This window comes from Streptomyces sp. NPDC093544 (assembly GCF_040683495.1).
In the GTDB taxonomy this organism is placed as follows: Bacteria; Actinomycetota; Actinomycetes; order Streptomycetales; family Streptomycetaceae; genus Streptomyces.
In genome coordinates this window covers 365,712-380,193 of sequence record NZ_JBFBEA010000003.1, presented here as the reverse complement: position 1 = coordinate 380,193, position 14,482 = coordinate 365,712, and the positions used below count along the sequence as shown (strand labels likewise).

Annotated in this window: 12 protein-coding genes; 6 read left to right on the top strand and 6 right to left on the bottom strand. The window is 71.5% G+C overall.

Annotated features, from left to right (window positions below):
• The first annotated feature begins 20 nt into the window (after window positions 1-20).
• Together AB0N66_RS06020 and AB0N66_RS06015 are read left to right on the top strand one after the other, a co-directional pair.
• On the top strand, window positions 21-233 hold the full coding sequence (locus tag AB0N66_RS06020) for an EF-hand domain-containing protein (protein WP_365429489.1): 213 nt from the start codon (window positions 21-23) through the stop codon (window positions 231-233).
• Window positions 234-389: 156 nt separating this feature from the next.
• The gene (locus AB0N66_RS06015; RefSeq protein ID WP_365429361.1) at window positions 390-1,052 is read left to right on the top strand and encodes an NAD(P)-binding domain-containing protein; all 663 of its coding nucleotides are present in this window, start codon (window positions 390-392) and stop codon (window positions 1,050-1,052) included.
• 41 nt (window positions 1,053-1,093) lie between these two features.
• Here AB0N66_RS06015 and AB0N66_RS06010 read toward each other — a convergent pair whose 3' ends face one another.
• The gene (locus tag AB0N66_RS06010; protein WP_365429358.1) at window positions 1,094-1,651 is read right to left on the bottom strand and encodes a glycoside hydrolase family 25 protein; all 558 of its coding nucleotides are present in this window, start codon (window positions 1,649-1,651) and stop codon (window positions 1,094-1,096) included.
• 116 nt (window positions 1,652-1,767) lie between these two features.
• Window positions 1,768-4,452 carry an NB-ARC domain-containing protein gene (locus AB0N66_RS06005; RefSeq protein ID WP_365429355.1) on the bottom strand — a complete coding sequence of 895 codons (2,685 nt, stop codon included), beginning with the start codon at window positions 4,450-4,452 and terminating at the stop codon, window positions 1,768-1,770.
• Window positions 4,453-4,651: 199 nt separating this feature from the next.
• On the opposite strand from AB0N66_RS06005, the gene AB0N66_RS06000 reads away from it, so the two are divergent.
• From AB0N66_RS06000 to AB0N66_RS05990, 3 genes are all read left to right on the top strand, one after another.
• A complete protein-coding gene (locus AB0N66_RS06000) occupies window positions 4,652-4,831 on the top strand; it encodes a hypothetical protein (RefSeq protein ID WP_365429352.1) in 180 nt (59 codons plus the stop codon).
• Window positions 4,832-5,021: 190 nt separating this feature from the next.
• Complete coding sequence (locus AB0N66_RS05995) at window positions 5,022-6,119, top strand: hypothetical protein (protein WP_365429349.1); 1,098 nt, start codon at window positions 5,022-5,024, stop codon at window positions 6,117-6,119.
• 97 nt (window positions 6,120-6,216) lie between these two features.
• On the top strand, window positions 6,217-9,132 hold the full coding sequence (locus tag AB0N66_RS05990) for an AAA family ATPase (protein ID WP_365429346.1): 2,916 nt from the start codon (window positions 6,217-6,219) through the stop codon (window positions 9,130-9,132).
• 29 nt (window positions 9,133-9,161) lie between these two features.
• Here AB0N66_RS05990 and AB0N66_RS05985 read toward each other — a convergent pair whose 3' ends face one another.
• The 3 genes from AB0N66_RS05985 to AB0N66_RS05975 form a co-directional block, all read right to left on the bottom strand.
• Window positions 9,162-10,076: a hypothetical protein gene (locus AB0N66_RS05985; RefSeq protein WP_365429343.1), complete on the bottom strand. Its 915-nt coding sequence runs from the start codon at window positions 10,074-10,076 to the stop codon at window positions 9,162-9,164.
• Between the two features lie 235 nt (window positions 10,077-10,311).
• On the bottom strand, window positions 10,312-10,581 hold the full coding sequence (locus tag AB0N66_RS05980; protein WP_365429340.1) for a hypothetical protein: 270 nt from the start codon (window positions 10,579-10,581) through the stop codon (window positions 10,312-10,314).
• 105 nt (window positions 10,582-10,686) lie between these two features.
• On the bottom strand, window positions 10,687-10,821 hold the full coding sequence (locus AB0N66_RS05975) for a hypothetical protein (protein ID WP_365429337.1): 135 nt from the start codon (window positions 10,819-10,821) through the stop codon (window positions 10,687-10,689).
• Between the two features lie 85 nt (window positions 10,822-10,906).
• Between AB0N66_RS05975 and AB0N66_RS05970 the strand changes: the two genes are divergently transcribed.
• The gene (locus AB0N66_RS05970) at window positions 10,907-14,146 is read left to right on the top strand and encodes a BTAD domain-containing putative transcriptional regulator (RefSeq protein WP_365429334.1); all 3,240 of its coding nucleotides are present in this window, start codon (window positions 10,907-10,909) and stop codon (window positions 14,144-14,146) included.
• Between the two features lie 154 nt (window positions 14,147-14,300).
• Here AB0N66_RS05970 and AB0N66_RS05965 read toward each other — a convergent pair.
• A partial coding sequence (locus tag AB0N66_RS05965; RefSeq protein ID WP_365429331.1) for a hypothetical protein occupies window positions 14,301-14,482 on the bottom strand: 182 nt, incomplete at its 5' end.

The following is a 14,482-nucleotide window of genomic DNA, read 5'->3' as shown; positions in this document are numbered from 1 at the left end:
ACTACGAAGGGGCGGATCCGGTGGCGGACATCGAGGAAGCACGCAAGCATTTCGAGCGGATCGACACGGACGGGGACGGGTTCATCACGGCCGCCGAGTTCAAGACCGCTCTCGCCCAGGGCGGGGACTGGAACGTCACCGAGACGGTCGCGGCGGCCGTGATCGCCAGCCGCGACCTCAACGGCGACAAGCTTCTGTCGTTCGAGGAGTTCTGGGCCCACCTCAACAAGTGAGCCATGCCGAAGGGGCGCCGCCGTGCTGCGGGGGCGCCCCTTCGGCATGGGCTGCCGACCCGGGTCACTCGTTCGCCGTAACCGGTGGAATAGCAGGTCCGTCGCCCGGGGTTGATGATCTACGTCAGGAGCATCCACCCCAGAAGGGTCTGTCTCATGAAGATCGGCATCATCGGCGCGGGCAACATCGGCGGCAACCTCACCCGGCGTCTCACCACCCTCGGCCACGACGTCTCCGTCGCGAACTCCCGCGGTCCGGAGACCCTCGCCGCCCTGGCGGAGGAGACCGGCGCGACACCCGTCAAGGCCGAGGACGCGGCGCGCGGAGCCGAGGTCGTCGTGATCACGATCCCCTTGAAGGCGGTGCCGGACCTGCCGTCCGGGCTGCTCGACAAGGCGGCGGACGGGGTCACCGTCATCGATACCGGCAACTACTACCCGCAGCAGCGCGACGGCAAGATCGCCGCCATCGAGGACGACGGCCTCACCGAGAGCCGCTGGACGGCACAGCAGATCGGCCACCCCGTCATCAAGGCCTTCAACGGCATCTACGCCCAGAACCTTCTGGACCGCCCCCGCCCGGCGGGTGCCGCCGACCGCATCGCCCTCCCGGTCGCCGGCGACGACGAGACCGCCAAGCGGGTCGTCCGCGCCCTCATCGACGAGCTCGGCTTCGACACCGTGGACGCCGGCAGCCTCGACGACTCCTGGCGCCAGCAGCCCGGCACCCCCGTGTACGGCCTCGCGGAGGGCGCCGCAGCGGTGACGACGGCCCTCGCGGAGGCGTCTCCGGAGCGTTCGGAGGGCTTCCGCGCCTGACGTCACTTGGCGTGCGGCGGGGAGGGCCGTCGGGGGGGCGGTCAGTCGGCCTTGGCCCACGTCCGTAGCGCCGCCTTGCTGCTGAAGTCGGCGACGTCCTTGTCCAGGGGCTCGTCGGTGTACTGGTGGAAGCGCCACTTCGCCTCGATGCGGGGCTTGCCCGCCGACACATAGTCGGCGATCCACAGGCCGTCCCCCGCGTACGAGGTGGTGTCGATGTTCAGCCAGAAATTTCGGTTGCAGTAGAGCAGGGTCCGGTGGTTCGGCCGGAGTTCCTTCACCTTGTGGATGAAGCGGTCCTTGTCCGCGTTGCTGGCGTGGGTGCCGTCGCCGGTCGTCTCCCAGTCGACGACGAGCAGGTCGCCCGCCTTCTCCGGGGCCTTGCTGAGGAAGTACTCGGCCTGGGCCGTGATGTTGCCGGGCCACAGGAAGTGGTAGAAGCCGACGACGCAGCCGGCGTCGCGGGCCGTCTTCACCTGGGCGCTGAGCTTGGGGTTGACGTACGAGCGGCCCTCCGTCGCCTTGATGAAGACGAAGGAGAGACCGTCGGTGTCATAGGCGGACGACTGATAGCCGCTGACGTCGATGCCTCGCAGCATGTGGGGCCTCCGGGTGGTGGGGGACTGGAGGGGTTGACCTCCAGCGTTCCCTGCCAGCGGGCCGTCACCCATGCTTGTGCCGGTCAGCTCTGCGCCGTTCGTTTGATCCGCTCACTTCACCCGGTCGCCTGTTCGCGGCAGCGGGTCAGCGATTGCGCGACCTCGCGCGTGCGAGGGTGGTCGCTGCCCTGGACACGGGTCATGTCGGCCAGCAGGTCGGTGAGCAGGGTGGCTGTCGCGGCGTGGTCGCCGGAGAGTTCCAGGAGTTCGGCTCGCTGTTGCCGGGTTCGCAGGGCCCGCGGATGGTCGGCGCCGAGCACGTGGTCGATGGTGGGCTGGAGCGCGGCCAGTTCGGTCATTGCCGTGGCCGGGTCGCCGGCGAGGCCGCGCCAGAACGCGAGGTTGACGCGGTAGGTGAGGGTGGTCGGGTGGCCGGCGCCGAGCGCGCGCTCGGCGTCCTGAGCGGCGACGGTGAACTCCTCGACGGCGAGCTCACGTTCGCCCGCCAGGCCCCGCCAGTAGGCCAGGTTGTGCCGGGCGATCAGGGTGTCCCGGTGGAGGCGGCCGACGGCGGACTCCAGCCCCGCCACCGCACGGAGGTGAGTCTCGACCGCCACGTGCGGCTCGCCCGCCTCGCCTGACCACCTGCCCAGATCGATGAGGACGCTCAGCGGCTCGGGGTGCCCGGTGCCAAGTCGTCGCTCCAGCATCGTGACCAGCGCGGCGCAGGCGTCCCGCGCGCCAACGGCGTCCCCGGCCAGGCCGAGGCAGAGAGCCGCGTGCTTCCGTGCCTCGACCACCAGCGCGTGCTCCGTGCCGAGTTCGGCGGCCGCCTGGTCGGCGAGTTCGGTGAATTCGGCCAGCGCGGCGGTCACGGCACCCTCTTCCATACGGAAGCGGGCCTCGTGCAGCCGTACGGCAAGGGTGTCGGGGTCCGTGGCGCCCAAGGTCGACTCCGCCTCCCGCCGGATCTCCTCCAGGGACGTCCGGGCGGCTGTCGTGTCCCCCATCTCTCCGATGGCCAGGGCGACCTGACAGCGGAGCGCCAGGACGTCGCGGTGTCCGTCCCCGAGCCGGGCCCGTGCCTGTTCCAGCAGCTCCCGGCCCAGGTCCCGCGCCGCGGCATCGCGGCCGAGCCCGGCCAGATAGGGCCCGATGCGGCGCAGAACGGGGTGCATGCGGCCGTTCCAGAGCAGGTCACCGGCGGTCGTCCGGCGCAGGACTTCGACGTTGCGGTACAGGGCCGCCTCGGTCCCCGGCCGGTACTCGGACTCCGCCGTGGACGACCAGAGTTCCTCCACGGCGTCGGCGGCGGCCACGGCGAGGTGTGGCCGGGCAGGCTCCGGCACGGTCTCGCGCGCCGCGCGCTGTACGAGCGCGTGCACCTCGACCGCGGCGGGCGAGCGGGAGGGATCGTGCGTGACCAGACTGAGCCGGTGCAGGGCGCGCAGGGAGAGGAGAACGTCCCGTTCGGTGGACACGGCCGGGACCCGGCCGTCGTCGCTACGGCCGTGCATCCCCGCGTGGATCCACCGGCGGGCGGCCGCGGTGTGCAGCACGGACTCCTCGATGCCGTCCGGCGCGAGCATCGACAGGAATTCGAGGGTCGCCCTGGCGCCACCGGCGGGCGCCAGTGCCTCCGCCCGGTCCAGGGCCAGCTCGAACGCGGTCGCCACGGTGTCGCCGTGCTCGTCGGCCGGAGAGGTCGGCGGCAGCAGATCGGACAGCGCCTCCCGCTGGTCGTCAAGGAGCCGGCGGTAAGTGGTGAGGCCCATGCCTGTGTCGATGAGGAAGGCCGCCGCCTGGGACAGCGCGAGCGGGAAGTGGCCGAGGGAGTCCGCCAGAGCGTCCAACTCCGCTTTCTTGTACGGCACTTGGCCTGAGGGGAGGCGCGACCGGAGGTAGTCGACAGACTCCTGCGGTGCGAACATCCCGACCTGCACGATCCGGGAGGAGGGCCGGATCAGCGCCGCGTCCCGCCGCCGTGTCGTCACCAGGCTCTTACCGCGCTCCCCCACGGGCCGGAGCCCACGGAGGTCCGCAGGATCGTCGACGTCGTCCAGGACGACCAGCCACGGCCGCGGCGTCGTACGCAGCCAGGCGATGAACAGGTCGGCCTGCACCTCGTCGTCCCAGCCGCGTCCGCCTTCCTCGCCCGAGACGACCCGCCACGCACGCGCGTACGCCGTCAGCACCGACTGGCGTGAGGACGCGGGCACCCAGACGCGCACCCCGCGGGGCTGACGGGCCCGGTAGAAGGTGGCCGCGGCCAGCTGCGACTTCCCCGCTCCGCCTGCCCCCGTGAGCACCACTTCACGTATCGCCTCGTCCCTTAACGCCGCGTCGATCGCACTCGCGAGGGTCGTACGCTCCCGCAGAGAGGCGGCGTCACTCGGGGGCCGGCCGACCACCAGGTCGCCCGGAGCTCCTTCGGTCGCTGGGCCGGCGGGAGCATCGGGTGGGGGCACCGCGACGGCGCGGTCCTCGTACGCCGCGCGCCACAGGCCCTCCCACTCGGAGATCGGGAACCGGGCATCCGGGGCGTCGACCAGTGACTCGACGGCGCGGACGACCGCCACCACGGCATGGAAGTCGCGCGGCACGGACCGTCCACTGAGCCATTCGCCCAGACGACGGGCGTTGACGGGGACCCGGCGTCCTGACGGCAGTGCCGTACGGCTCGCCCGTCTGGCCAGCAACTCGTCGGACAGGTCGGGTAGTTGGCGTCGCAGTCGCGTCAGCGCGGCGGCGAAGACCGCTCTCGGCGGCTCCTTCGGCTCATCGGACTCCGTTTGCTCCACCTCGTCAACTCTAGGCGGATCAAGGGGATCGCGGGTCCCCGTTCCGGCACCCGGACCGGCCCGGTCCGGGGATCTGCCGCCCGCCTCCCACACGCTGTCCGACCTGCCCTGATGTCCTCCGGGAAGCCGCCACCCGGCCAGGGGCTCTGGGCGCGCGGTTACGGTCTGGCTTCCTCAACTTCGGCAAGGAGGCAGGGACATGGCGCAGAAGCAGCCGGCCGGGACTCGCGTCGGGTGGACGCTACTCGTTCTCGTCGGGGCGATCGGCAACCTCGTCGCCCTCGTCAGTGGGTCGCCCGTCATCATCGTGGTGGCGACCACGATCGGGATCATCGGTGTGGTCGGTCTGATGTCGGCGCGGCGCAAGCAGCAGTCGTGATGCGGGAGTTGGGGGAGTCCGAGGCGCTACGGCCGAGCCCCGGGCGAACCGGCGGGGCGAGCCTGTTGTCCGCCCTGTCGTTCCCAGGGGATCGCCGGCACGTGATCCGTCCGTACCCGTTCACGGACGCCGATTCCGCTGCTGCTGCCGACGGCTTGGTCGCGAACGCCGGCGCCCCGCCGGCAGGGGGATGACGGTGTTTGCCTTCTCGGGGCTGGGGTTTCTGCCCGTCGGCATGTTGTCGGCCCTGTTGATGATCTGGTTCTGGATCATCGACGGGAGCGGTGGCGACTGGGCGACCGCCTGCATCGTGATGGTTCCGGTCTCCCTGGTGTTCGGCCTGATCAATCTGATGGTGGCCGTTGTCGTCAACCACGTGGACGTCCCGGGAGGCGACTACGGCGTCTGGACATCCAGGCACCGGTCCGCCGGCACACCCGTGCAGGCCTATTCGCCGCACTTCCTGGCGGCGGCCGGTCTCTTCCTGGCCGGCTGGACGGTGCAGTGGGTGCACGGGCTGGTCGCGGTCGCCGGGTACGCCGCTCTGACCGCGGCCTACTACGGAATACCGGAACTCCTGCGGCGTCCGGCCAAAGCCAACACCGCGGAACAACGAAAGGAGTTCGCGGGGGCGCGGGGCTGGGCCTTCGAGGATCGTCTGCCGGATCTCGCCGGACGGTGGGTGTCCGGCCCGCTGCCACGGCTCGCCACAAGCGGGGCCGAGCTCCTGAACAGCACGGCCCCGGTGAAACTCCGCGGCTGCTTCGCGGTGATGGCCGGTACCCATCGGGGCGTGCCGTTCACGGTCGCCGATGCCTTCGAGCCGGTGTCCTTCGCGCCGTTCCGGGCGTGGCAGAAGGTCCATGTGACCGTCTGCGCCGTGCACTTGGACACCGCCCTTCCCTCCCTTCGGATGGTGCTGCGGCGCAGGGGGAGCGGCAGGGGCAGCCGGCGCAGTCCGCTCACGGTGGAGGTCGACACCCTGCGGCCGGACTTCGCCCAGGCAGTGGTCACGCAGGAGGTCTCCGAGGCGATGCTGGCCGCACGGGTGACGGAGTGGTCGATCCAGGGACGGGATGCCCTCCTCGTACTGAGGGAATCACCGGATGCCGCGGGGGACGGCAGCACGGGGGACGCACCGGCCGACTACGACCTTGACGCGGTTCGCGCGGTCGAACGGCTCGCCACCGTTGTCTCCCGGCTGCCCTCCGGCATCGACCAGTGGGCCGACGGGATCCTTCCCGGACTGCCGCTGGCACATAGGGAGGCACATCAAGGGTCGGCCTGACGACGTACTTCGGGGCCTGGCGACGTACTGCGGCCTGACTCGGGGAGGCCGGGGGATTCGGGCGACGAGCGGGGGGCTTTTCCGTTAGGGGGGCGTGATGGCTGATGCGCAGGGCGGGCAGGGGTGGCCGGTGAGCTGCGTGCCGTTCGTCGGCAGGGCCGCGGAGCTCGGTCGGCTCGACTCGCTGCTGGAGCACTCGGAGGGGGGTGCTCCAACAGTCGTCGATGTCACCGGTGAAGCGGGTATCGGCAAGAGCCGCTTCCTGGTCGAGCTCTCCACGCGGGCCCGCCGCAAGGGGCTCACGGTGCTGCGCGGCCGGGCCACGGAGTACGAGCGGCACAGTCCTTTCCGGCCGTTCGTCGCCGCGTTCGCCGACCTCGACCGGCGAACGCGGCGAACCTTTCCGGTGCTGGCGGAGCTTCCTGCGGTGTTGCGCGGCGGCGCCGACGAGTCGGGTGGCCGCGACCGCTTGGGCCTGTATCAGGCGACGGCGGAAATGCTGGGCCGTCTCGGCACCGCGGGGCTGGTGATGACACTGGACGACCTGCACTGGGCCGACCCGGCGTCACTGGAACTCTTGGACCATCTCGTCCGGCACCCGATACCAGCGCCGTTACTGCTCGTTGTCGCACGCCGGGAGCGGCAGGCGCCGACCGTGCTCGCCACCGCGCTGGCCCGTGGCGTGGACACGGGAGCGGTGCTGCAAGTCCCGCTGGGGCCACTCGTCGAACACGAGTGTGTCGAGGAACTGGCCCGCGACCTGCCGCGCCCGCGAGCGGCCGAGCTCTACGCAGCGAGTGAGGGGAACCCGCTGTACTTCCTCGCTCTTCTCCAGTCCCATCGAGAGGCCCGGACTGCCGGGAGGTTCTCCCCCCGCGGCCCGAAGAGCCTGCCCGCCGGCCTCGGCACGCTGCTGCTGGACGAACTCTCGCCGCTCAGCACGCTGGAGCGCCGGACGGTCGAGGCCGCCGCGGTCCTCGGCGACCACACCACGCCCGCCATGATCAGCGCTCTCACCGGGGCCGACAGCCCCGACGTCATCCAGGCGCTGCGCCGGGTGATGCGGCGCGACCTCGTCCGGCCGGGTGCAGGAGGACGACACCTCACGCTCCGCCATCCACTGATCCGGGCTCTGGTCCACGAAGGCATCGACCCCTGGCAGCGCGAGGAGTTCCATCGCCGTGCGGCAGCGGAACTGGCCCGGGCCGGCGCCTCCGTCGTCGAGCGTGCGCACCACCTCGAACAATCGGTGACCCGCTGGGACCCACAGGCGGTCGCGGTGCTGATCGAGGCCGCCGAGCGGACGACCGCGACCGCTCCGGCCACCGCCGCCCACTGGCTGGGCGTTGTGCTGCGACTCCTGCCGGAAACCCCCGAACACCACGCCAAGCGCCGCGAACTGCTGCTGTCGCGCGCTCGCGCGCTCGGCGTGAGCGGCGCCCTGAACGAGAGCCGGGATCTGCTGCACCAACTGATCGACATGCCCGCGCCGTACGACGACGCCGTCCGCCCGTACGCCGTCACGTTCTGCGCCCTGATGGAGCGTCAACTCGGGCGCTATCCGGAAGCGAGCGCGCTGCTGCGCCGCGAACTGGCCCGCAGCCCAGGGCCGTCGCCGTCCCAGCGGCTCGGCATCGAGCTCGAACTGGTCTCCGGCGCCTTGTCGGCCTCCCGCTTCGCCGAAGCGCGCGCGGGGGTCGCCGAGGCGATCGCGGCGGCGCGTTCCCTCGGCGACGAGATCGGCGAGCTGCATGCCCTGGCGCTGGCCGCCATGGGTGAGGCGTACGAGGGTGACATGGCCGCGGCCCGCCGGTTCGCCGAACCGGCGGCCGGCCTCGCGGACGCGCTGACCGACAACGACCTCGCCGGCATGTGCGAATCCTTGTCCACACTGGGCTGGACCGAGGTGTTCCTGGAGAACTATTCGGACGCGGAGCGGCACGCCGACCGAGGGCTGGGGCTCGCTCGGCGCACCGGCAGGCTCTACCTGTTGCCGCAGCTCCTGCTCTGCAAGGCCCAGGTCCACCTCAGCACCTGCCGGGTCACCAGCGCGCTGGAACTGGCCGACGAGGCCGAGCCGATTGCGCGGGGCCTCGGCAGTGGCGAACTGCTCGCCTTCACCCTGGCGTTCAGATCCCAGATCCTGTTGCAGGCCCGCCCCCCAGGTGATCGCTGTGCGCTCGCCGCCGCCGAGGAGGCAGTCGCCGCAGCGGGCACCAACGACAGCTGGTGGGCTTCGCTGGCCTGGTGCATGATCGGCTACGCCGCGCTGAGCACCGGCGATCCGCACCGGGCATCGGAAGCCCTGCTGCACGCGGGCGGCGGAAGCGACCTGCGGCGGCTCCAGCCGTCGGCGCGCCCCAACTTCCTCGAACTGCTCTCCACCGCGGCCCTGACCACGGGCGACGTGGAAGAGGCCGAACTCTGGGCCGAGCAGGCCCACAAGGAAGCCGGCCAGCTCGGCCTGCCGACCCAGAGTGGAGCGGCGCTGCGCAGCTTCGCGCGGATCGCGGCACATCGTGGCAACACGGCCGAGGCGGCCCGGATGTTCGAGGAAGCCGCGGCGGACAGTGCGCGGTCCGGAGCGGCCCTCCGGGAGGCGCAGTCCCTGCTGCTCGGCGCTCCGCTCATGAAGGCCATCGGAGGGGGCACCCGCGCGGCCGCCATGTGGCGCCGCGGTTCCCGGCTGGCCTCGGCGGGTGGAGCACAGCTACTGGCCGGCCTGGCCGAACAGGTGCGCCCGCTGGTGTTCGGGAGCATGCCCGGACCCTCCGAACCCGCCCACGGGCTGGCCGCGCTGACCCCGCGTGAGCGGGAGATCGCCGAGCTGGTGGCCGCGGGTCTCACCAGCCAGGCGATCGCCACCAGGCTCTACCTCAGCCCGCGCACCGTCGAGAGCCACGTCGGCCGGGTCTACCGCAAGACGGGAGTTTCCTCCCGCGCTGCGCTGGCGTCCCTGGTGGCTCGCAGCGGCACGGTCGGAGGAGCTGCGTATGGAGGAGGCGGCGGCTAACGCATGGCCCTTGCCCCGTATCGATCCCCTCAGGGAGTGGACTTGGGCTGGACGTCGTCGAAGTCGAAGCTGAATTCCGGTGTCGGGTACAACGGGTCGGGAACAGTGGAGGGGAAGGGAACGTCGGAGGGGTCGGCAGTCGGAATGCCCTCGGGGCTGCAGACATGCGGTGCGGAGGGAGCGGAGAGCTCGTAGGTGGCGACCCGGTCGGCGTTGAAGTCCACGTCGCCACGGGGGTTGATGTTGTCTCCGGTGTTGATGTTCTCGGGCAGTTCCTCGGAAGTGAGGGGCTTGCCGCTGTAAATGGCGAGCAGCGCGCCAGTGCAGACGCTGCGGTCGTCGGCGTAGAGCTTCTTCGGCTGTTCGACGAGGTGTTCTTTCCGCCCGTCGACGCGCAGCTCGGTCCGCTGTACGGAACGCATGTCGAAGTAGTAGTCCGGCGCCTGCTCCGCGCCGCCCGTCGCAGACGTCTGACCAGCCGCTGAGCCGTAGGTGAGCTCCCAGAACTCCACCTGGACGGTGAGCGGTTCGCAGAGCGGGCCGCTGGATCCCGCCACGGCGGCCGAGATCCTTACCGTGTCCGGGCCGTCGTACCAGTTCTCGTCGGGAGTATAGGCACGCAGCATCAGCCAGGCGCTTTCCTCCTTCGGCGTCCAGCCCGCGTTGGGGTGACAGCCTGCGGCGTTGGTCGGATAGAGCGGGGAGAGCGAAGGAGACGGGGATGACGAGGGGACCGGGACACCGCTGACCGGGTCCGTCGAGGAGGGCGTCGAGGCGGACACGTCCGAGGTGTTCGAGCAGCCGACTGTGAGCAGCGTGACGGCCACCAGCAGGGCGGTGCCCGGAGCTCTGCCGTACCGAGCCGGCCGACCCCGCTCCGCCGGGGCGGGCCCCCGGAACAGTGGCCGTTTCCCGCCTTTCACCGACTCCGGCAATCTCTTCATCCAGACCTGTCCTCGGTAACTCTGCGGTCGCGGGCAGTACGTTCCGAGGCACAGCTTTCCTGCTGCGGAGACCGAGGAAATCAGTAGAACTACGCAATCGACCTACGCGAGTTCACCGGTCCGGGTGAAGCGAACCCAGCGGCAGCCCCCTCCCCACCGGTGGCACGCGACGGCTACACGCCGCGTGCCATGGGCTGCCGTCGCCTACAGAGCCTCCGGGACCCTCAGGCCCTTTTTACGCGCCTGGGGTGGTGGGGTCCATGAGCCGTGCGTTCGTTCCCTCCGGATCCGTTACCGCTCCCTGGCCGGTGCCGGTGCCGGTGCCGGTGCCGGTGCCGGCACCGGTCGACGTGGAGCCGGTTGCCGTGGCGACGGGCCGCGTCACCGGCGTTGTCGCGGTGACATGTGTCGTCGGTGCGAGGGCCCCCGCAAAAGCCACCGTCAAGGCGGCCAGGGCAAGAGCGGAGGCGGCGAGGTCGGCACGGAGAGAGAGGCGAAAAGACATTCGGACTCCTTCTTGACGTTGCCTCACGAAAGAGGCGCCGGAGTGTGCGCAGCGGCCTGTGTTCGCTCGCTGTCGGAAAGAGGGCAACTGCCCCTGAGTACCGCATCATCGTACGGACTGAGCGATCACCGGCATGGGACCAACCGTGATCTCGTCCGTGGACCGGCTGTTGCGGCCGGCCAGGTTGTACAGGTCGTTGTGGACGCGGCCGGCGGTGGTGTCGCGTGTGGGGTCGGTCATCGGGTGTTCCCTTGCTTGGTGCATTGGTCTAGTCCAAACTGGCGTCGGCCGAAGCCTCTGCGGAGTCGGCCGTGCACCGCTCGCAATGCCGCTGCCGGTCATGGTCGACAGGCCGCGGTCATCGGATGAGGGGGATGCCATGTCAGAAAGGACGTCGGCCACGGGGCTTGCCCGGGGAGGTCGGGCAGGTGAGCCGGGCCCGTTAGGCCCACGGCTCCAGTCGTTCCGCGGACGGGCCGGGCTGAGCCAGGAGGTGGCCGCCTCACGGGCCGGGATCAGTACCAGGGCGCTGCGCGACATCGAGCGCGGCCGGGTCAAACGGCCTCAGTCGCACACCCTCCAGCGCCTGGCCGAGGCGCTGGGGCTGACCGGCGGCGAACTGGCGGACCTGCTGACCGCCGCCCGCACCGGGCCACCGCGCGGCGTCGGCCGGCCGCGCCTGCTGATCCTCGGCCCGCTCTCCCTCCAGCGCGGCCAGACCCCCGTCCCGGTCACCAGCCCGATGCTGCGCCGCCTGCTCGGACTTCTGGCGCTCAGGCACCCCGAGCCCTCCACCCAGCAGGAGATCACCGACACCCTCTGGCCGTCCGGGCCGCCCAGTTCCCACCAGAGCCTGATCCACACCTACGTCAGCCAGGTGCGCCAACTGCTGGAACCGGGCGGCCTGCGGAACGTCCCGTCGCCGACCGTTGTCCGGACGCCCACCGGCTATCTGCTGGAGGCGTCCCGGAACCAGATCGACCTCGGCCACTTCGACGAGCTGCTGGCCCAGGCGAAGCGCGTGCATCGCGCGCCGGACCCCGGGGCCGCGTACGAGTCGCTGACGCATGCCCTGCAGTGGTGGCGGGGTCCGGTGCTCGCGGACGCGGAACCGGTGCTGCGTCGGCATCCGGCCGCGGTGGCGGCCAACGAGCGGCGAGTCAAGGCGGTGCTGCTGCACGCCGACGCGGCGCTGCTGCTGCGCCGACCCGAGGAGGCCGTCCCGGTGCTGTGGGACATGGTGAACACCGAGCCGCTGCACGAGGGTCTGCACGCCCGGCTGATCCTCACCCTCGCCAGCCGCGGGGAACAGGCTGCCGCGCTCAAGGTGTTCAACCGCCTGCGCGACCGGCTCGACGAGGAATTGGGCATCGCGCCCAGTGCGGAGGTCCGCGACGCCCACCTGCGGGTACTGCGCCAGCAACTGCCCCTCGGGCAGCGCCCCGACCACCACCTTGCGCCGGTTGGCTACGCCATGCCGGTTGGCCACGCTGTGCCGGCTGGCCATCTTGCGCCGACCAGCCACCCTGTGTCGGCTGGTCACGCCGTGCTGGCTGGCCACCCCGTGTCGGTTGGCCACGCTGTGCAGGCCGGCCATCTTGCGCCGACCAGCCACGCCGTGTCGGCTGGCCACCCTGTGTCGGTTGGCCACGCCGTGTCGGTTGGCCATCTTGCGCCGGCTGGCCACCCTGTGCCGGCCGGACACCCCCCGCCGACCGATCACTCCACGCCGACCGACCGCGCGGCGCTCATCGGTCCGCTCCCGGCCCAGTTGCCCGCCGGGGCCGGCTCCTACGTCGGGCGGCGACGGGAGATACGGGAGCTGGACGCCCTCGTCTCGCCCGACCCGGCGCGGCGCTCGCATGTGGTGGCGGTGGTCGGCGCGCCCGGGGTCGGCAAGACCGCCCTCGCCACGCATTGGGCGCACGCGCGGCGCCAACACTTCGCGGACGGGCAGCTGTTCGTCGACCTACGCGGCCATTCCCCGCTTCCGACGCTGCGTCCCGGCGACGTCCTGGCGCAGTTCCTCCGGGCCCTGGGGGCTCCGCCCGACCAGCTGCCCGTGGACGAGGACGAGGCCGCGGCGCTGTACCGCACGCTGCTCGCCGACAAGCAGATGCTGATCGTGCTGGACAACGCGCGCGACGCCGAGCAGGTCAGGCCGCTCATTCCGGGCGCCCGGGGCTGCGCGGTGGTGATCACCAGCCGCAGCCAGCTCGCCGGGCTGGTCGCGAGCGACGGTGCATGCCAGCTCGGCCTGGACGTGCTCGATCCGGACGAGGCACGCCAACTGCTCGGCAGCACCATCGGCGAGAGCCAGGTCGCGGCCGAGGAGGAGGCGGCCCGCAGGCTCGTGCGGGTGTGCGGCGGTCTGCCGTTGGCCATCCGGATCGCCGGTGCCGACCTGCTGGCCCGCAACGCCGGCATCGCCGACCACTGCGCCGAGTTGGCGGGTGACGACGTGCTCAGTCGACTGCACATCGAAGGGGGCCTGCGCTCGACGGTGCGGGACACCTTCGACCACTCCTACCGCGCGCTTCCGGCCGCGGCCCAGCGGATGTTCCGGCTCCTCAGCCTGATGCCCGGCCCGGACCTCACCGTGGCCGGCGCCGCGGCGCTGGCGGACTCGACCTCGGCCGAATCAGCCGGACTGCTGGTGAGCCTGACGGACGCTCAGCTGGTGCAGGAACGGGCGGCAGGCCGGTTCGGGCCGCACGACCTGCTGTGTTCCTACGCCCGCGAGCTGGTCAGCAGGGAGGAGGCGCACGCCGCCCGGCAGCGGCTCTTCGACTGGTACCTCTACCACGCCGACGCGGCGGCCCGACTGCTCTACCCGGCGGAGCCGGCCTCGGACCCGTCCGCCGGGACGGCGCCCTCGGCCGCGCTGGTCCTCTCGGGCCGCGGCCAGGCCGCGGAGTGGCTGGACAGCGAGCGGGAGAACCTGGTCGGCGCCGTGCTGCAGGCGTCCGGCGCCGGTTTCACCACCATCGCCTGGCGGCTGGCGGAGAGTCTGCACAGCTATCTCTCGGTGGGGATGTTCACGGGCGACTGCCTCAAGGTCGCGACCGCCAGCCTGTTCGCCGCCGTCGCCGACGGCGAGCTACGGGCCCAGGCCGCCGCCCAGTTGCGGCGCGCCGAATGCCACCGGGCGCTGGCGAACAACGCGGAGGCGCTGGAACTGTTCGGCAGCGCGCTGGAGCTCGCGCGGCAGGCCGGCTGGCTCGACGGGCAGGCGCTGGCGCTACGTCGCATCGGCGCCGCGCACCAGGAGAACGGAGCCATCGTGCAGGCCTACGAGTACCTCTCCCAGGCTCGTGAACTCACCCGGCGCAGCAAGGGGGCGGAGACCGCCGCCGACGTCACCAACCTGGGGCTGATCTGCTGGAAGCTCGGGCGGCTGCACGAGGCCGCCGAGCACTTCTCGCAGGTGGCCCAGCTCTTCCGCGACCTCAACTCGGCCGGTGGGAGGCGGTCTCGCACACCAGTCTGGGGATCGCCCACCGTGAGCTGGGACGCCCCGGGGACACGGTCCGGGCGCTCGCCGAGGCCCTGCCGGTCCACCTGAGACACGGCAACAAGCTCAGCTAGACGGTGGGCGCTGAGCTGAGTCTCGGACGTCTACACCGGCCCTGGGCGCCTACACCGGCCCTGGGCGCCTACACCGGCCTGGGCGCGTACACCGGCCGTGCAGGCGGCCACTCCACCGGACGGCTGCCGGCTCACCCGGCGCTCGCCGCCGCGCAGGAGCCGCGCAACCGGAGGCCGAGGCCAACGCCTCCTTCGCCCTGGGCGCCGCGCAGGAGCGCAGGCGGGCACACGATCTGGCGGACGCGGCCGGCAGCTACCGGGAGGCACTCCAACTCGCCGAGGTGGTGAGCGACTGCTTGCCGCGGGTTGCCGT